14 protein-coding genes are annotated in these 18,840 nt (G+C 49.7%); 9 read left to right on the top strand and 5 right to left on the bottom strand.

Annotated elements, in window-relative coordinates:
* The first annotated feature begins 128 nt into the window (after positions 1-128).
* Complete coding sequence (locus B5F34_RS05495) at positions 129-1,418, top strand: histidine-type phosphatase (RefSeq protein ID WP_087335930.1); 1,290 nt, start codon at positions 129-131, stop codon at positions 1,416-1,418.
* A gap of 114 nt (positions 1,419-1,532) precedes the next feature.
* Here the strand turns inward: B5F34_RS05495 and B5F34_RS05500 are convergent, their stop codons facing one another.
* The 5 genes from B5F34_RS05500 to B5F34_RS05520 form a co-directional block, all read right to left on the bottom strand.
* Positions 1,533-3,101, bottom strand: coding sequence for a peptide chain release factor 3 (locus tag B5F34_RS05500; protein WP_087335932.1), 1,569 nt, complete (start codon positions 3,099-3,101; stop codon positions 1,533-1,535).
* A gap of 74 nt (positions 3,102-3,175) precedes the next feature.
* Complete coding sequence (gene rfbD / locus B5F34_RS05505; RefSeq protein ID WP_087335933.1) at positions 3,176-4,036, bottom strand: dTDP-4-dehydrorhamnose reductase; 861 nt, start codon at positions 4,034-4,036, stop codon at positions 3,176-3,178.
* Positions 4,037-4,070: 34 nt separating this feature from the next.
* Positions 4,071-4,613 (bottom strand): DUF4924 family protein, encoded by a 543-nt coding sequence (locus tag B5F34_RS05510; protein WP_087335935.1) that lies wholly within the window; start codon positions 4,611-4,613, stop codon positions 4,071-4,073.
* A 29-nt stretch (positions 4,614-4,642) separates the two neighbouring features.
* Positions 4,643-5,296: a LysE family transporter gene (locus B5F34_RS05515; protein WP_087335938.1), complete on the bottom strand. Its 654-nt coding sequence runs from the start codon at positions 5,294-5,296 to the stop codon at positions 4,643-4,645.
* Positions 5,297-5,732: 436 nt separating this feature from the next.
* Positions 5,733-7,160, bottom strand: coding sequence for an aspartate ammonia-lyase (locus B5F34_RS05520; RefSeq protein WP_087335940.1), 1,428 nt, complete (start codon positions 7,158-7,160; stop codon positions 5,733-5,735).
* 279 nt (positions 7,161-7,439) lie between these two features.
* On the opposite strand from B5F34_RS05520, the gene B5F34_RS05525 reads away from it, so the two are divergent.
* The 8 genes from B5F34_RS05525 to B5F34_RS05560 all read left to right on the top strand — a co-directional run bounded on the left by B5F34_RS05525 (position 7,440) and on the right by B5F34_RS05560 (position 18,816).
* Positions 7,440-8,765 (top strand): DEAD/DEAH box helicase, encoded by a 1,326-nt coding sequence (locus B5F34_RS05525; protein ID WP_087335942.1) that lies wholly within the window; start codon positions 7,440-7,442, stop codon positions 8,763-8,765.
* 271 nt (positions 8,766-9,036) lie between these two features.
* The gene (gene serC / locus B5F34_RS05530; protein WP_087335945.1) at positions 9,037-10,104 is read left to right on the top strand and encodes a 3-phosphoserine/phosphohydroxythreonine transaminase; all 1,068 of its coding nucleotides are present in this window, start codon (positions 9,037-9,039) and stop codon (positions 10,102-10,104) included.
* A gap of 98 nt (positions 10,105-10,202) precedes the next feature.
* Positions 10,203-11,126, top strand: coding sequence for an NAD(P)-dependent oxidoreductase (locus B5F34_RS05535; RefSeq protein ID WP_087336128.1), 924 nt, complete (start codon positions 10,203-10,205; stop codon positions 11,124-11,126).
* A 95-nt stretch (positions 11,127-11,221) separates the two neighbouring features.
* Positions 11,222-11,455 (top strand): hypothetical protein, encoded by a 234-nt coding sequence (locus tag B5F34_RS05540; RefSeq protein WP_140392964.1) that lies wholly within the window; start codon positions 11,222-11,224, stop codon positions 11,453-11,455.
* Entirely contained in the window at positions 11,433-12,686 is a 1,254-nt protein-coding gene (locus B5F34_RS05545) for a DUF1015 domain-containing protein (RefSeq protein ID WP_087335949.1), read from the top strand. The genes B5F34_RS05540 and B5F34_RS05545 overlap by 23 nt, the downstream gene beginning before the upstream one ends.
* Before the next feature lie 520 nt (positions 12,687-13,206).
* On the top strand, positions 13,207-15,888 hold the full coding sequence (locus tag B5F34_RS05550; protein WP_087335951.1) for a TonB-dependent receptor: 2,682 nt from the start codon (positions 13,207-13,209) through the stop codon (positions 15,886-15,888).
* An 18-nt stretch (positions 15,889-15,906) separates the two neighbouring features.
* Entirely contained in the window at positions 15,907-17,739 is a 1,833-nt protein-coding gene (locus tag B5F34_RS05555) for a choice-of-anchor J domain-containing protein (protein ID WP_087335954.1), read from the top strand.
* An 81-nt stretch (positions 17,740-17,820) separates the two neighbouring features.
* Positions 17,821-18,816 (top strand): DNA/RNA non-specific endonuclease, encoded by a 996-nt coding sequence (locus tag B5F34_RS05560; protein ID WP_087335957.1) that lies wholly within the window; start codon positions 17,821-17,823, stop codon positions 18,814-18,816.
* Positions 18,817-18,840 lie beyond the last annotated feature (24 nt).

Raw genomic sequence — 18,840 nt, forward strand, 5'->3', positions numbered from 1 at the left:
CAAAGCGCTCCGAAGTCGGCTTCCAAGCGCTTGGAAATTTGCTCCTTATCGCTCCGCAGTCTGCCTCCGGAAGCTTACAAGGTTTGCCCACCAATAAAGAAAAGATGAACCATTCAACCCATTACGCAATGAAAAAGAAATTGGCAACATGGACAGCCACCGTGATGTTTTCGCTGACCATCACGGCTCAGACAGCCTGGCAGGAAATTCTTCAAAACCCCTCATTGGCTGCAGGGAAGTATTTAGCCTACCAGGCTCCCCAAGAAAAAGTTATCACTCCACCGGAAGGCTACACGCCATTCTACCTCTCCGTATTTGCACGCCACGGTTCGCGTTATCTTACCGATCGGGAGAAATATGATGAACCTGCCGCCATCCTGAAAGCGGCCCGGCAGGCAGGCAAACTGACAACCGACGGACAACGCGCCTTGGACATTATCTGCCGACTGGCCCGGGAAGCCGAAGGACGCTACGGAGAACTGACAGTCAAGGGGGCCCGGCAACACAGAGAATTGGCGAACCGGATGTTTCACCACTATCCAACCATATTCTGCGATGATGTACACGTTGATGCCCGTTCTACCACCAAAAGCCGAGCGTTCCTTTCTATGGCCAACGGGTGTGTGGAATTGGCACGGTTGAACCCCAGGCTGAACATTACGATGGATGCCAGCCTGCACGACTCCTACTACATCAAATATAAGAATAAGAATTACGAACAACGCCATCTGGCTAAAGCCGACAGCATATACCGCATAGCCGACAGCATCTATGTGCATCCGCAACGGCTAATGAAACAATTATTCTCCGATGCCGGTTATGTAGAAAAACACATCACTTCTCCCGCTACCCTGATGCAACAGCTTTTCGAACTGGACGGCATCAGTCAAAGCAGCCGGAATATGCCAGACCTCGGTTTCTTGTTCAACAAACAAGAACGATATGACCTGTGGCAACGCAACAACTTCGAATGGTACTACGAAAAAGGTCCCTCGCCTTTAAGCGACACCTGCATGTACAAACTGGGAAGGAATCTTCTGGAAAACTTCATACTTACGGCAGACACCGTCATCGCCTCCGGACGCCCTTGTGTTACCCTCCGTTACGGACATGACACCAACCTGGCTCCCCTTGTCACGCTGATGGGCTGCAACAGTCTGTCACACCCCACCACAGACTGGCAAGCCATAGCCGACACTTACCGCACTTACCAACTAATTCCGATGTGCGGCAACATACAACTTGTGTTTTACCGTAAACCAAACAGCGATGATATTCTGGTACGTGTATTACTGAATGAGAAAGATGTGACCCTGCCCGTCCAGACAGAGACAGCCCCATTTTACCATTGGAAGGACCTTCGCTCCTACTGGATGGCCACAGTCCGCTCCATTTCTTTGGATGACGGTGCAAGATAAGCATCCTGCCAAACAGAAATTCAGTTGACAGAGCTACAGAACGCTTGATTCCTGCTTCTCTGTCAACTGAACGCTATCGGCTTAACTCAATGAGAGAAAAGCTGATTGTATTTCCTAAAACTCGCTGGTAAAGTGGAACTTGATGTGTTTGAAATCATTCTGTGCCATTTGCAGTACATAGTTACTGTCTGCCAAAAACACATCGCGACCATCCCGGTCCTTTGCCAGGAACTGATACTTACGTTTCTTGAACGCCTCCAGCTCAGCCGGATCATCGCTTTCAATCCAACAAGCCTTATAGAGACTGAGCGGTTCCCAACGGCAAGAAGCATTGTACTCATTCAACAAACGGTATTGAATGACCTCAAACTGCAACTGACCTACAGTCCCAATGATTTTCCGCCCGTTGAACTGGTTGACAAACAATTGCGCCACACCCTCATCCATCAGCTGATCGATGCCTTTAGCCAATTGCTTTTGCTTCATCGGGTCAGCATTCTCAATATACTTGAACATCTCTGGCGAGAAACTGGGCAAACCACGGAAATGAAGTTTCTCTCCTTCGGTCAGCGTATCACCAATCTTGAATGTCCCATTGTCCGGCAGACCAATGATGTCACCAGCCCAAGCCTCGTCAATGGTTGTCTTGCGTTGCGCCATAAACTGAGTAGGACTGGAGAAACGCATAGTTTTGTCGTGACGCACATGATAATAAGGTGCATTGCGTACGAATTTTCCAGAACATATCTTACAGAAAGCCACACACGAACGATGATTTGGGTCGATATTGGCCGTTATCTTAAAGATAAAACCGGTGAATTTGGGTTCATCCGGATTCACCACCCGTTCTTCAGCCTGCACCGGACGCGGACAAGGAGCTATTTCCACGAAAGTATTCAACAGTTCTTCTACCCCGAAGTTATTCAGAGCCGAACCGAAAAACACAGGCGCCAGATGTCCTTCCAGATAATCAGCCACACTGAAATCGGGATACACGCCCTCTATCAGTTCCAACTCACCCCGCAAACGGTCGGCCAGTTCCTTACCTATTCTATTATCCAGTTCCTCCGTGTGAATATCTACCGCCACTTTCTCCGTCACCACCTGCTTGCTTGGCTGAAAGAGATTCAGGTTATGTTCATAAATATTATATACTCCCTTGAAACGCACACCGCTTTCGATAGGCCAAGTCAGAGGACGTACTTTGATGTCCAATTCTTCTTCCAGTTCATCCAACAAATCAAAAGGGTCTTTGGCCTCACGGTCCATCTTGTTGACAAAGATAATGACAGGAGTATTGCGCATACGGCAAACTTCCATCAGTTTGCGTGTCTGCGTCTCTACACCCTTGGCTCCGTCCACCACAATGATAACACTGTCTACAGCAGTCAATGTTCGGTAAGTATCCTCCGCAAAATCCTGGTGTCCCGGCGTATCGAGAATATTGATTTTATATCCATGGTAATCAAACTCCATCACAGAGGTGGTTACTGATATGCCACGTTGCTTTTCTATATCCATCCAATCGGACGTGGCTGTTTTCTTGATTTTATTGCTTTTTACCGCACCTGCCACCTGAATCTGCCCACCGAACAGCAACAACTTTTCCGTAAGCGATGTTTTACCGGCATCGGGGTGTGCTATGATGGCAAATGTTCTTCTTCTTTCTATCTCCTGATTCATATCTGACTATTTGAAAGTTTGAAAAATAATCTTCCTTTCAGTTACAAAAAATCTCTATTCCCAACCTTCCCTTACTAACATTCTGTCTCCAACTTCTTCAAACACGTTTCCAAGCTGCTTTCCCAATGAGGTATCTCTATGCCGAATGTTTTTTTTATCTTTGTCTTGTCCAACACGGAATAATGAGGCCGGGGAGCTTTGGCTGGATATTCATCTGTGTGCAACGGACTGACCCTACAAGTTGTAATGCCCGCCAGACGATGGATAGTTACCGTGAAATCATACCAAGAACAAACACCCTCGTTGCTGAAATGGTATATGCCCGGTACAACACCTTTCTCAATGGCTTCAAATATAACAGCAGCCAAATCTCCTGCATAAGTCGGCGTCCCAATCTGGTCAAAGACAACCCCCAATGTCTCGCGCTCTCTGCCAAGACGCAACATCGTCTTCACGAAATTATTTCCATACTCTGAATAAAGCCAGGCTGTACGGATAATCATGGCACGGCTGCAACGCTTCATCACCTCCTGCTCTCCAGCCAGTTTTGTAACACCATACACTGAATTCGGGCAAGGAGCCACCTCTTCAGTATAAGGCACATGCGCCGTACCGTCGAAGACGTAATCTGTCGACACATGGATGAGCGCCGCCCCACAGTGTTCTGCCACATCAGCCAGACCGGCGGGTGCCCAGTGGTTCAGTTTGTCGCACAATTCACGATTGTCTTCAGCTTTATCTACTGCAGTATAAGCGGCACAATTCACAATGAGGTTGATATTATTGCCTTCCACGAAAGACTGTACAGCTTCCTGGTTACAAATATCCAAATCCTGTACATCCGTAAAAAAATATGCATGGTGCGGATATTTCCGAGACCACACACGCATTTCATTACCAAGTTGACCGTTGGCACCGGTTATCAATATATTCATATCGTTCCCTATATTTGTTTTACAGTAATAATCTTCAATCAAAGTCCAACTCTCCGTTACGTTCCTTATTATAATAACTTGCCAATAAGGAGATAAAACCGCTTATACTTTCCATGGCCTTAGCCGTGGCAGGAGAAACTTCTTTTTTCTGAAGACGCAGCAACAATACTCCATACAAGGCTTCGAAGCAGGTTTCTAATTCCGGTTCATCGGTATGCCTGTTCTTATGCCTCAATTCAACAATAAAAGGAAGTGCCTTGAAATAAGCGGCATTGTAAAAAGGGAACTTTGTAGAAGCCAGAAGGCGGGCATGCAATTCTGTCAGATTTAAAATGACATTCTGATTAATCTGCAAATGGCCTTTTTCTTTCACTCCTTCCGAGTGCATCATGTCTACCAAGTTTCCATACCATTCTTCCAACGCGGGATGCTCTTCGGCCGGGAACAAACGGATAACGTTTGCCCGGATTTTGTTTAAATCGCAATCATTAGCCCGAATCAAGTCTTCCGTCTGCCACATGTATAGAAGGTATTCTGCTATGTTCTTTTCTTTCAACTGTTGCGCTATCTTATCCATTTCCGGTCTATGTTTAAATCAAGCATCCATTAGTAAAGCGACTCGCCCATCAATGTAAAACCCAACCCCAAGAGAGAGACAACCACCACAATACTGCCGATAACCCGGTTCAAAATCCAAATGCCCCGCAGGTTAAACTGCTTACGGACTTTGTTGACAAAGTAAGTTATGCCGAACCACCAGGTCAGAGCACCCAGTATGATGGCTACATATCCGGTGACAGTTTCTGACACCAAAGCTCCATTTCCTACAAACGAAAAACGAGCGAAAAGTCCGATAAAGAGGAATATGACAAGAGGATTGGAAAGTGTAACAAAAAAAGCCGTTACAAAATTATGCAGGTAGGTACCTTTGGTTCCCGATGGGGGCCGCAATGAACGCACAGGATTACTGCGAAAGGTATAAACGCCAAAGCAAAACAGCAAAATACTGCCAAACAGCTGCAAATAAAATATATTCTTATTGACATAGTCAAAGACGAAACTCATTCCATAGCCCGTCAGCAAAGCGTAACAAATGTCACTCAGTGAAGCCCCTACGCCTGTGACAAAGCCATACCAACGCCCCTTATTCAGAGTTCGCTGTATGCACAACACTCCTACCGGCCCCAACGGCGCCGATACGATAACACCGATGATGAAGCCTTTCCACAATATGTCAAATATAGTCTCTATCTGAATCATGTCTGCAAATATCGGACTTTTTTGCGATATGACGAAAACTTTTCTATGGTATTTCCAATACGTCAAATTCCGCTTACACCCATCTCCGGATATTGTATAGCCTTACCCTCAAGCAGTTCTTATCCGAAAAGACACAAATGACCGGCCATGACATTTCCGTATCCACCGGCTCTCTGCAACTGTCCTCACGGCTATGCGAAATAGTAAGGATAAAAAAAGACATACCATCCTGTATACCAATAGATTACTGCTTATATACAAGAAGCCCGCTCCTTATAGGTAAGAAACGGGCTTCTAATATAGAACGAATCTGATCCTTCTATAGAAGGAGTTCTACGCAAAGGGTAACTACAGACAAACAACACCCAAAGACACGGAAAGCCCTCGGCTCCCGTGCCTTTGTATTGATACCTGAATTAAAAAGTGCATACCCGACCTATTTCCGGGCACGAATATCCAATTTCACCGGGCGAATCATATTCTTAGGATCCAAAATGGCATTCAAATCCTCCTGGGTCAGGATGCCCTCCTCCAATACCAGGTCATACACACTACGTCCCGTCTCCAAGGCTTTCTTGGCAATATTCGTAGAATGATCGTAACCAATATAGGGGTTGAGTGCCGTCACAATGCCGATGCTGTTCCGCACCTCTGCCTGACAACGCTCCGGATTAGCCGTGATACCTTCCACACAAAGAGTACGTAAAGTATCAAAAGCATGTAGCATAAGCTCGACAGACTCAAAGCAGCATTGAGCCATTACCGGCTCCATGGCATTCAGTTCCATCTGGGCAGCTTCGCCTGCCATCGTGACACAAAGTTCATTGCCTATCACCTTGAAAGCCACCTGGCTCACCACCTCCGGAATTACCGGGTTGACCTTGCCCGGCATGATGGAGGAGCCAGGCTGGCGAGCGGGAAGATTGATTTCTTCGAACCCACAACGAGGACCACTGGCCAGCAGACGGAGGTCATTGCAAATCTTGCTCATCTTCACAGCCACACGCTTCAGTGCAGACATATAACCGACCATGCACGAAGTGTCGGAGGTAGCTCCCACCCAATCTCTGGCAAGTTTTACATTCCATCCGGTGATACGCCCCAAAGCTTCTACGGCTTTTTCTGCATACCCCGGCTCCGAACAAATGCCCGTGCCAATGGCCGTAGCCCCCAGATTGACAGTCAGGAAATCGGCCGCAGCTTCATCCAAATGCTGCAACTCGTCTTCGAGAATGCTGGCAAAGCCATAGAAGGTCTGTCCCAAAGTCATAGGTACGGCGTCTTCCAACTGCGTACGTCCCATTTTCAGGATATGTGCAAAATCATCGCCCCGATGGCGAAACTCAGCAATCAACTCCCTCAAGTGCGGCAACAGAGCCAAGTGGCTGGCATAAAGCCCCATGTGAATAGCTGTGGGATAGGCATCATTGGTCGACTGCGAACGGTTCACCTGATCGTGAGGGGAGCAATATTCATATTCGCCCGGCTGGTGTCCCATGTGCATCAGGGCCACATTGGCTATGACTTCGTTGGCATTCATATTCGTGGTGGTTCCGGCACCGCCCTGAATCATGTCTACGGGGAAAGCATCATGGTATTTACCATGCAGAATATCTTCGCAGGCAGCCTTTATGGCATTGTATTGTTCATCAGTAAGCAGTCCCAACTGGTGATTGGCATCGGCAGCAGCCATTTTGGTCCAAGCCAGTCCGTTGATGAAAGCGGGGTAATACGACAACTTGAAACGGCTGATAGAAAAGTTCTCCAACCCGCGCAATGTCTGAATGCCATAAAGCGTATGGGCAGGCAATTCTCTTTTGCCCAGTAAATCGTGCTCGACACGTGTATTGTTTTCTTTTTCCATGATTATATATAGGTGTTTAATGTTTTTTTGTCAAAAGCCATGCCTGTTGGATGGTCTTCCACAACTAACACTTTGACAACAAAAACCATTCCAAACAGGTATTTCCTGGGGGATAAAACAGCTTCAAGCGGTAATACACAGCACTTTCTGTTACATTTTTGCAAGAAACATGTCTCCCACTCCATAAAGCTGTTGGCTGCTATGGCAGAATTTTCTAAATTTGTGCCATGAAAAGGAAATGAATTTATTCACCTACATATTTTAAATAGCAGCATTCTCATGGAAACTACCGACATCTTACTCCGGCTGGGCATCGGTGCCCTTACTCCCATGCAGCAGGCTATGGACAAGGCCTGGGATACGGACAATGACATTGTACTACTCTCTCCTACCGGAACGGGCAAAACTCTGGCCTTTCTTCTGCCACTGGTCCGCTCGCTAAGCCCCTCGGCCGAAGGAGTGCAAGCCGTGGTGCTGACTCCTGCCCGCGAACTGGCTCAACAAACCGAACAGGTGTTCCGCTCTATGGGTACCCCTTATGGAGTAATGAGCCTGCATGGCGGAAGACCTGCCATGGACGAGCACCGGCTGATGCGTGCCTCACAGCCTTCGGTACTTATTGCTACACCCGGTCGTCTGGGAGACCACCTGCGCAAGGGAAATTTCAATGCAAACACGGTGGAGACACTTGTCATTGATGAATTTGACAAATGCCTTGAATTGGGCTTTCAAGAAGAAATGGAAGGCATCTTGAAACAGCTTCCCAACTTACGCCGGCACATCCTGCTCTCTGCCACCGATGCGGAAGAAATACCTCGTTTTGTGGGAATAGGTAAAGAGACAACAAATACTGTCCGCCTTGACTTCTTGTCGGCAGACACCTCAGCCTCACGCCTGCAGCTGTACACTGTAGCCTCCATGCAGAAAGACAAACTGGAAACCCTCTTCGGGCTGCTCTGCACATTGGGCAACACTCCGACACTGGTATTTGCCAACTACCGGGAAAGCGTAGAGCGCATTGCGGCCTTTCTTCGCGACAAGCGTTTCCCATGCGGAGCTTTCCACGGAGGAATGGAGCAGGAAGACCGGGAGCGGACCCTCTACAGGTTTCGCAATGGCACTCTGCCTGTGCTGATTTCTACCGACTTGGCCGCACGCGGATTAGACATCGAAGGAGTGGAAAACATCGTCCACTATCATCTGCCCGCCTCGGCCGATGCCTTCACACACCGCAACGGACGCACCGCCCGTTGGGAGGCTACAGGCAATGCCTACCTCATTATCGGTCCCGAAGAGCATCTGCCTGACTATCTGCCTCAGGTCCCCTCTGGCTTCCGTCTGCCCAATCCGCTTCCCGCTTTACCCCGCCCGCAATGGACTACATTATATATAGGTAAAGGCAAAAAAGACAAGCTGAGCCGGGCAGACATCGTAGGGTTCTTATACAAAAAGGGAGGATTGGGACGCGACGACGTAGGAAGGGTGGACGTATTGCCCCACTTCGCACTGGCTGCCGTGCGCCGCGACCGCCTGCGCCAGGTGTTGCAACTGACACAAGGTGAGAAAATAAAAGGGATAAAGACACGAATCGAAGAAGCGAAGTAACAGACCTGTAGTCTCCAAGAGACAACAACAACAAACAACGCCATAAACCGTCTTATTTTCTACAATTTGAAAGTTGCAAAAAGCAGTTGCTACATACACTTGACAAAAAGGACGTCAAGGTCCCGCTAAAGCAATAAAAAGACAGAAAAATGCACCTCAATCCCTAAAAAAACAGCAAAATGATTGGGATTGCAGAAATTAATCTGTAACTTCGCCTTGTCGATTCATACCGACAAAAGAACCCAATGTATAACTAAAAACACATTTACCTATGAAGAAACATAACTTCAATGCGGGACCTTCCATCCTTCCTCGTGAAGTGATTGAGAAAACAGCTCAAGCCATTTTGGACTATAATGGTTCGGGACTTTCGTTGATGGAAATCAGCCATCGTGCCAAAGACTTCCAGCCCGTTGTGGACGAAGCCCGTGCACTGTTCAAAGAACTGCTCGGCATACCCGATGGATACTCAGTCCTCTTTCTGGGAGGAGGCGCCAGCCTGGAGTTCTGCATGGTGCCCTATAACTTCCTGGAACATAAAGCAGCTTACCTCAACACCGGCACATGGGCCAAGAAGGCCATGAAAGAAGCTAAAGGATTTGGCGAAGTGGTGGAGGTGGCTTCATCGGCCGATGCCAACTTCACTTTTATCCCGAAGGATTACACTGTACCGGCCGATGCTGACTATTTCCATATCACGACCAACAACACCATCTTCGGCACGGAAATGCGCAAAGACCCCGATGCTCCGGTTCCCCTTGTGGGCGACATGTCTTCGGATATCTTCTCACGCCCTGTAGACGTATCGAAATATATCTGCATCTATGGCGGTGCACAAAAGAATCTGGCCCCTTCGGGCGTGACGTTCGTCATCGTGAAGGAAGACGCATTGGGCAAGGTGAGCCGCTACATCCCCACCATGCTGAACTATAAGACGCATGTTGATGCCGGCACCATGTTCAACACGCCACCTGTAGTGCCCATCTATGCCGCCCTGCAGACGTTGCGCTGGATTAAAGAACAAGGTGGAGTACCCGAAATGGAGCGCCGTGCTATCGAACGTGCCGACATGCTTTACGGCGAAATAGACCGCAACAAGCTCTTCCAGGGAACAGCCGTACAGGAAGACCGATCTCGCATGAACATTTGCTTCGTCATGGCACCCGAATACAAGGAACTGGAGGCTGACTTCCTGAAGTTTGCCACCGAACGCGGCATGGTAGGTATCAAGGGACACCGCTCAGTAGGCGGATTCCGTGCTTCATGCTACAATGCCATGCCTAAAGAGAGCGTACAGGCTCTCATCGACTGCATGCAGGAGTTTGAGAAACAACATTAATATACAACGGCGGGCGAATCGGAAAGCAGGAGGAGGAAAGACAGCCGATGCCCTTCCGATTCTCCCGCCCTAACTTTACCTATTTATTGTTAATCCCCATGAAAATATTAGTAGCAACCGACAAGCCGTTTGCCCAAGTGGCCGTAGACGGCATACGCAAAGAAGTGGAAACTGCAGGCTATACGCTGGCACTGCTGGAAAAATATGGCGAGAAAGCCAAATTGCTGGAAGCTGTGGCCGATGCCGATGCACTCATCATACGCAGCGACGTGATAGATGCTGAAGTGCTGGACGCAGCCAAACAGTTGAAGATTGTGGTACGAGCAGGAGCTGGATACGACAATGTGGACTTGGAAGCCGCCACCGCCCACGGAGTGTGCGTAATGAACACCCCCGGACAAAACTCGAACGCCGTGGCAGAACTGGCCTTCGGACTCATGGTAATGGCTGTACGCAATCTCTACAACGGTACTTCGGGTACAGAACTCAAGGGCAAGAAGTTGGGCATCCATGCCTATGGCAACGTGGGACGCAACGTGGCTCGCATCGCCAAGGGGTTCGGCATGGAAATCTGCGCCTATGACACTTTCCCCGCCGCTGTGGAAGCCATGAAACAGGATGGCATCATGCCCATTGAGCATGTAGAAGACCTTTATGCTACATGCAATATTGTTTCTTTGCACATCCCCGCCACTCCCGAAACGAAAGGCAGCATCGGCTACGACTTGGTAGGCCGTATGCCTAAAGGAGGCGTACTCATCAACACGGCACGCAAGGAGGTGATTGATGAGGAAGGTATGCTCCGTCTGTTGGGTGAACGTACCGATCTGAAGTACATGACCGACATCATGCCTGTACGTCATACCGAATTCCAATCTGTGGCAACCGGACGATACTTTGCTACCCCCAAGAAGATGGGTGCACAAACCGCTGAAGCTAATATCAATGCCGGCATAGCCGCCGCCAGACAGATTGTGGGATTCTTCCGTGACGGCTGTGAACGCTTCCGCGTGAACAAATAAAGAGAGCCTGCTCCTCCTCTCTCCAGTGAAAGGGGAGAGAAGGGGCAGCATACATCTCTCCACACATATTTATATATAGAAGACAAGCAATGAATATGAAGAATGGAACCAGAAAGACGCTGAAGATATTCGTGCCCCTCATCATCTCCAGCATCCTGCTTATGGCAAGTAGAGGGTGTGTAGAAGATTCCTACGAGATGGGACTGCTGCATGGGTTGGCTTGTGGTGCGCAATTCTTCGCCCTGCTACAGATAGTGGCTTTTTTCCGAGAAGCTTTCCGTTCCAGACCTCCAAAACAACAACGCCATGGCAACAATCAAACCATTTAAAGGCCTGCGCCCGCCCCGCGAACTGGTGGAGCGTGTGGCATCACGCCCTTACGATGTGCTTAACTCCGACGAGGCACGCCGCGAAGCCGAGGGTAACCCTATGTCCCTTTATCATATCATACGCCCGGAAATAGACTTTCCCGAGGGCACCGACGAGCACGATCCGCGTGTCTACCAGAAGGCTGCTGACAACTTCCGCCTCTTCCAGGAAAAGGGCTGGCTGGTACAAGATACGGATGAACACTACTACATATATGCCCAGACGATGAACGGAAAGACACAATACGGACTGGTGGTGGGAGCTTATGTGCCCGACTACATGAACGGCACTATCAAGAAACATGAACTGACACGCCGCGACAAGGAAGAAGACCGCATGAAACATGTTCGTGTGTGTAACGCCAACATCGAACCGGTGTTCTTCGCCTATCCCGACAACGATTCGCTCAACGCCCTCATAGCCCGATATACCGCACGTGAACCCATCTATCACTTCACAGCACCTGACGATGGATTCGGACACTCGTTCTGGGTGATTGACAGCGAGGAGGATATTGATGCCATAACCGCTGAATTCGCCCGAATGCCTGCCCTTTATATTGCCGACGGACACCACCGCAGTGCAGCAGCAGCCTTGGTAGGAGCGGAAAAGGCAAGACAGAACCCACACCACAGAGGTGACGAGGAATACAACTACTTCATGGCTGTATGCTTCCCTGCCGGACAGCTCACTATCATCGACTATAACCGCGTGGTACGCGACCTCAACGGCATGACGCCCGCCCAACTGCTGGAGGCGCTAAAAACACATTTCGACGTAGAAGACAAAGGCAGCGCACAGCCTTATCGCCCCACTGCTCTACATAACTTCTCGCTCTACGTTGACGGTACTTGGTACAGCCTCACCGCGCATACCGATACGTATGACGACACAGATCCCATCGGCGTGCTCGACGTAACCATCTCATCGCGTTACATACTCGATGAACTACTCGGCATCAAAGACCTGCGCTCAGACAAGCGCATCGACTTCGTGGGCGGCATACGAGGGCTGGACGAACTGAAGCGGCGCGTAGACTCTGGTGAGATGTCGATGGCATTGGCCCTTTATCCCGTGAGCATGAAACAGCTGATGGATATTGCTGACACAGGCAACATCATGCCACCTAAGACCACATGGTTTGAACCCAAACTGCGGTCGGGTCTTGTGATACATAAACTGGACGATTAATTTATCTTCTTCCCAATAAGACTACTATCTGAAAGCTCCAGCAAGGCAATGTTGGAAAATGCCTTTACCATAGGCCAATCCTCTCACCAGCCATCCTTTCGAAGAAAAGAAGGAGCTTTAGGATAGCTTTTCTGACACGGGTATATGTTTATCTATTGACATATACCCGTGTCTGTATATGACTATTCCTCTTCTTTCCCTTAGAGCCTGTTTAAATTTTGCTCAGCTTTATTTTGAGTGTTGTTTCCAAGGATATTTTCCAGTGTACTGAGGAGCGTAGCGGGCTACGTGACGAAGTATGCTGGGAAAAGTGATCGGAAAGAGGCTCAAAGAAAGCTGAATATAAATCCTAAAAGAGGAAAATTTAAACAAGGGCTTACATTTAACATCCCCTCTCCACAAATAGTCATGCTTTTGTAACATACATTTGAAGTATATTGCGTATCTTTGCACTACGAAACAGATATTAAACCCTGTTTAACACTATCTATTCATTTATTATTCACCTAAAACAGAAAGTATGAAAAGACATTTGATGCATTTCCTGTTGACAGCCCTGTTGTGCGTGGGTAGCCTCATGGCCTATGCGCAGACCGTCACGGTGCGGGGCCAGTTGGTCGATGCCGAAACGGGCGAACCGCTCATCGGCGCCAGCGTCCTGATAGAAGGCACAAAGCAAGGCAGCGTGACCGATGTGGACGGCAACTTCACACAGAATGCCCCGCACGGCGCTACGCTGGTATTCTCCTATGTGGGCTACAAAGAACATCGGTACACACTTGACCGTGACGAAAAAGACCTGGGCGTCATCCGCATGCAGCCTGATGCCGTGATGCTGCAAGACGTGGTTGTCACCTCTACCATAGCCATCGACCGCAAGACGCCTGTTGCCGTGTCTACCATTGGGCCAGCCTTCATTGAGGAAAAACTGGGCACGCAGGAGTTTCCCGAAGTGCTGAAGTCCACCCCCGGCGTCTACGTTACTAAAGACGGCGGCGGTTACGGTGATGCTAATACCCGTGTCCGTGGTTTCGAGAGCGAAAACGTGGCAGTAATGATCAACGGTGTGCCCATGAATGGTATGGAAAACCAAAAGGTATATTGGAGCAACTGGGCAGGCCTGAGCGATGTAACCCGCACCATGCAGGTGCAGCGCGGACTGGGTGCCTCAAAGGTGTCATCGCCTGCAGTCGGCGGATCTATCAATATCATTACCTTGGGCACTGAAGCCAAGAAAGGCGGTTCCGTATCCTATGCCATGGGTAATGACGGCTACAATAAACTGCTCTTCACCGTCAACTCCGGTCTCTCCAAAGATGGCTGGGCTTTCACCTTGCTGGGTGGCAAGACTTGGGGTAACGGCTACATTCAGGGTACTGAGTTCGAAGGATACAACTACTTTGCCAGCATCTCCAAGCGTATCAACGATAACCACCAGATTTCATTATCGGCTTTCGGAGCCCCGCAGTGGCACAACCAACGTAATTACAACAACGCCCTCTCCATCAAAGAATGGCAACGCGTACAGCAATACATGGGCGAACAGAGCCCTTACCGCTACAATCCCACTTTCGGTTACCGCAAGGGACAGGTGTTTAACTCCAGCCGCAATTCCTATCACAAACCCCAGATTTCACTGAACCACCTCTGGCAAATCAACTCCAAGTCCAGTCTGAGTACTGCCCTCTACGCCTCCATAGGACGAGGGAACGGCTACAGTGGAAACGGTGACAGCGAACATCGCAGTTTGTGGTATGGTGCCAGCAATGGACTGGTGAACAACAACTTCCGTCATCCTGACGGCACCTTCGATTACGATGCCATTGACGAAATGAACGCCGCAAGCAACACCGGTTCGAAGATGATCATGGCCAAGAGCATGAACAACCACGAGTGGTACGGACTACTCTCCACCTACACAACCAAATTCGGCGAATATCTCGACTTCTACGGCGGCATCGACTTCCGCTACTACAAAGGTTTGCACCAAAATATCATCACCGACCTGTTCAGTGGCCAATACTACGTGGACAGTAACCGCGACAACGTGCTGGCCTCCAATAACGCCGCCGCCAACGACCCTGCTTTCCGTAACCAGAAGCTCGGTGTAGGCGACGTCATCTACCGCGACTACGATGGCTACGTCATGTCCGAAGGTGTCTTCGCACAACTGGAATACAACCGTGACAAGATCTCTACCTTCGTAGCTGGTGGACTGTCCAATACCGGATACTGGCGCTACGACCGCTTCTACTACGATGCCGACCATGCCAAGAGCGGCAAAAAGAACTACTTAGGCGGCAATATCAAAGGAGGTATCAACTACAACCTGACAGAGAAGCACAACGTATTCTTTAATGCAGGCTTTATCAGCCGCGCTCCGATGTTCGATACTTCGTTCATCAATTCCCAAAACTCCCACGAACGTAACCCGGATGCCCTCAACGAGAAAGTGATGTCATTTGAAGTAGGATACGGATTCCGCAGCCATACCTTCGCTGCTAACCTTAACGCCTACTACACACAATGGATGGATAAGAGCCTCTACGACAGCAGCACAGGACGCGATGGCGACCGCTACGTGCTGAACATGACCGGAGCCAATGCCAAACACATGGGTATAGAGTTCGACTTCAACTACCGACCCACAAACTGGCTGAGCGTAGACGGTATGTTCTCATGGGGAGACTGGCGCTGGGACGGACTGGCCACCGGATATTACTTCAACTCCGAAGGTCAGATGGTAACAGGTCCCGACGGTCAAGTAGTATCTGACATGAGCAATGCCGAACAGTACCGTTACAAGATACGTATGGATAAGGTCAGCGTGGGTGGCTCCGCACAAACCACCGCAGCACTGGGCATTACCGTACGTCCGATGGAAGGACTGCGCATCGGCCTCGACTGGAATTTTGCAGCACGTCTCTTCGCCGACTATGACATCGAAGCTGGTAATGCCCTGCCCGGCGAAGAATACATCGTGGACAAACCTTGGCAAGTACCCTCTTACCACGTATTCGACCTCAACGCCGGCTACACCTTCGATTTCGGTAAAGTGCGCGCCACTCTCAGCGGCAACATCAACAACCTGTTCGACCAGGAATACATCGCCGATGCCTGGGACGGCAGCACGTGGGAGGAAAGCACCGTGTTCTACGGATTCGGACGTACCTACTCCGTCAGACTGAAGTTCAATTTCTAACCCTTAAGAGACACTATTATGAATAAAAAACTTACATACAGCCTGTGTGCCGCTGCCCTTCTGCTGACGGGCTGCGACTACAACGAAGATAACTTCCCTGGCTATGACAGCAATGTCATCCCTGACAACGTGACCAACATAGTCTACACCCTGACCGATGCCGACTATGAAACCATAGGCGGCAACGTGGGCACCAATAAGTATTTCTCGGCCAACGATATGCCCGACACCTACCTGCCCGCCTGGCTGGCTGAAACCTATTTCACCGCCGATGCAGGCTCATCTGCCAACCTGACATACCGCTTTAAAACCATCTACCCCCATTACCAGGACATCCCCTATGATGTGCTGACGGAAGACGACTACACCGTCATCTACGGCGAAGGCTATAATAATGCCAACTTCCTCAACGCCAGCAATGTGGGACGTATGTACCGCATACTTAACGCCAAATACCCCGAACCTAAGACGGACGACTTGGTGATGGTGGAATACCAATATAGTGAAGACGGAGTGCCTTCACGCGGCGAAACCATCGCCAGCTGGAACTTCGAGGACTTGGAAGAGGGCGATGTGGACGCCATCGACGGCTGGTACGTAAACAACTCGGGCGAAGCATGGGCTGTACGCGAATACAGCAATAATAAATACGTACAGTTCAGTGCCAATGGTGCTGAGGGTGCAGCCGAGGGCTGGCTCATAACACCTGCCATCAGTATCAGCAGCACTGGCCTGAACCTGGCATTTGATGTATGTGTGGGCTACTGGAACGCCGACTGCCTCTCCGTGCTTGTCAGCACAGACTTCGCAGGCAATCCCGCCACTGCTACGTGGACTGATGTCACCTCGCAATTTAACCTGCCCCAAGAACCTGCCAGCGGCTACGGCACAATGGCATCGGCAGGCATCATGCCGTTGGACGACTATGCCGGTCAGACCCTTTATGTAGCTTTCCACTACGTGGGCAACGGAAGCAGCGACAACCGCCGTACCACTACTTATCAGATAGACAACGTTATGGTGGCCAACGAAATCGCAGCACCTGTAGAAACTGAAATGCGCTTTGCCCTCTACGAATACACGGGCAACGGCTGGTATGAATTTGAAAACTCCAACCACGCCATCTGCCTCTCCATGGCCGACTACGAAGAGATGGGCGCTCCGGGTGACCACTACAACTTCGATGATGACACGCCCAGTCAGGTCTATCTGCCCCAGTATCTGGCCAAACACGGAGGCTATGCTCTGGACGGAGACACTTGTACGGTTATCTTCCGCCGCTACGATGGAGCCAATTCCGTAGATAACGAACAGTATATCTACAGCGACTCGCTGGGTAGATGGACATACTGTGATCTTGTCCGCGAAGAAACACGCCCCTACAGACTCAACGGCTCTGCATGGACCTATGATCCCAGTGTAACCATCACACTGGAAGTAGGACGCAACATCGCCGAATCGGCCACCTTCTATCAGGCCATCGTAGACTGGGTAGCCGACAATTATCCGGAATACGTGACCTCATACGGAAATAACGAATATTATTTCGGCAGCTCTGCTTATCAGAATAACTTCGACTTCCGTATCAATGCATGGCAAGGTCAGGGAACTTATCCAGACATGACAGGCGAACAAATCAGCGCCCTGATGTGGGAACGTCTGCCCGAAGCTTTCCCGCACGCTCTGGAAGCACTCTATCCCAATGCAGCTCCGGTAGAAGGCATGGATGTGACCTACACCATCAATTTTGGTATTTACGACGGTTCCACTGTGACCTACACCATCCAATATAAGGTGGTTGGCCAAGGTCAGTTTGAATACGTAGAAAACTCGCTGCAGCGTATATCGTAAGCCGAACCTATCTCAAACAGACAGCCCCGGAAGTATTCCTCCCGGGGCTGTTTTTCACCCATAACCTAATTGACAACGAATATGACACCACTGAAATCCCTACTGCTTTCCCTCTGCCTGCTGACCCTGCTGGCAGCCTGCAGCGGAGACGATCCGACAGAAACGCTACCGCCTGTCACTCCCCCCGATGAAGAAGAACCGATTATCCCGCCTGGAGATGACGAAGACAATGCCAACGCTAACGAGGCCGACGAAGCTCACCCTTTTGCCACCGACCTCTCCATCCCCCATCTTGATGCAGAAAATCAGTACGTGGAACACACGGTTTCTTTCCGCGGACAGGAAATATTAAACTACGCCCTCGAATGGGTAGAAGACAAAAGACATGCCGCCTGGGTGGCTTTTAGCTTCGACAGCGAGACCTGCCAGAAAAATGTAAACCGAACCAATACCTGGATGCCCGACCCCTTTATCTCATCCAGTCCACAGGAAAGTGACCACAAGAGCGACGGTTTCGACAAAGGACATCTCTGCGCATCAGAAGACCGAGTCTATAACCGGACAGCCAACGAACAGACCTTCTACTACACTAACATCAGCCCGCAGATGACTTCCTTCAACGGAGGCTATTGGGTGACTTTCGAGAAACTCCTGCAAACATGGGCACGCTCCGGTGCCTACGAACATGTATATGTCACCAAAGGAGGTACCCTGAATCACCTGCTGACAAACTTCACCGGTACGCAAAAAGCTGCCGATGGCCGCCTGCCTCAAACGGATGCCGACGGACTGACTAACCACGGCCTGGCCTGCCCTGCCTATTACTTTATGGCCATACTTGCCAAACAAGGAGAAGACTATCAAGCAATAGGGTTCTTAGTAGAACACCGTGATGATTATGGATATAGCAATGACCATCAGGCTCCCGTGGAACTTATCCAGGCTCACGCCATAAACATAGACGAACTAGAAGCACAAACTGGACTGGACTTCTTCTGCAACCTTCCCGACAAGACAGAAGCACAGGTCGAAGCCACTTACGAAGAAAGCGCATGGGAATGGAAGGTGACAGAATAGCTTCTGTCATGCACACTATACGCA

It is taken from the genome of Mediterranea sp. An20, from assembly GCF_002160055.1.
Lineage (GTDB): Bacteria > Bacteroidota > Bacteroidia > Bacteroidales > Bacteroidaceae > Bacteroides > Bacteroides avicola.

Excerpts from the sequence above, each read along its gene's own strand:
- serC (WP_087335945.1), top strand. The coding sequence starts at position 9,037 with ATGAAGAAACATAACTTCAATGCGGGACCTTCCATCCTTCCTCGTGAA.
- B5F34_RS05495 (WP_087335930.1), top strand. The coding sequence starts at position 129 with ATGAAAAAGAAATTGGCAACATGGACAGCCACCGTGATGTTTTCGCTG.
- B5F34_RS05525 (WP_087335942.1), top strand. The coding sequence starts at position 7,440 with ATGGAAACTACCGACATCTTACTCCGGCTGGGCATCGGTGCCCTTACT.
- B5F34_RS05540 (WP_140392964.1), top strand. The coding sequence starts at position 11,222 with ATGAAGAATGGAACCAGAAAGACGCTGAAGATATTCGTGCCCCTCATC.
- B5F34_RS05555 (WP_087335954.1), top strand. The coding sequence starts at position 15,907 with ATGAATAAAAAACTTACATACAGCCTGTGTGCCGCTGCCCTTCTGCTG.
- B5F34_RS05500 (WP_087335932.1), bottom strand. The coding sequence starts at position 3,101 with ATGAATCAGGAGATAGAAAGAAGAAGAACATTTGCCATCATAGCACAC.
- B5F34_RS05510 (WP_087335935.1), bottom strand. The coding sequence starts at position 4,613 with ATGGATAAGATAGCGCAACAGTTGAAAGAAAAGAACATAGCAGAATAC.
- B5F34_RS05520 (WP_087335940.1), bottom strand. The coding sequence starts at position 7,160 with ATGGAAAAAGAAAACAATACACGTGTCGAGCACGATTTACTGGGCAAA.
- B5F34_RS05560 (WP_087335957.1), top strand. The coding sequence starts at position 17,821 with ATGACACCACTGAAATCCCTACTGCTTTCCCTCTGCCTGCTGACCCTG.
- B5F34_RS05545 (WP_087335949.1), top strand. The coding sequence starts at position 11,433 with ATGGCAACAATCAAACCATTTAAAGGCCTGCGCCCGCCCCGCGAACTG.
- B5F34_RS05515 (WP_087335938.1), bottom strand. The coding sequence starts at position 5,296 with ATGATTCAGATAGAGACTATATTTGACATATTGTGGAAAGGCTTCATC.
- rfbD (WP_087335933.1), bottom strand. The coding sequence starts at position 4,036 with ATGAATATATTGATAACCGGTGCCAACGGTCAACTTGGTAATGAAATG.
- B5F34_RS05550 (WP_087335951.1), top strand. The coding sequence starts at position 13,207 with ATGAAAAGACATTTGATGCATTTCCTGTTGACAGCCCTGTTGTGCGTG.
- B5F34_RS05535 (WP_087336128.1), top strand. The coding sequence starts at position 10,203 with ATGAAAATATTAGTAGCAACCGACAAGCCGTTTGCCCAAGTGGCCGTA.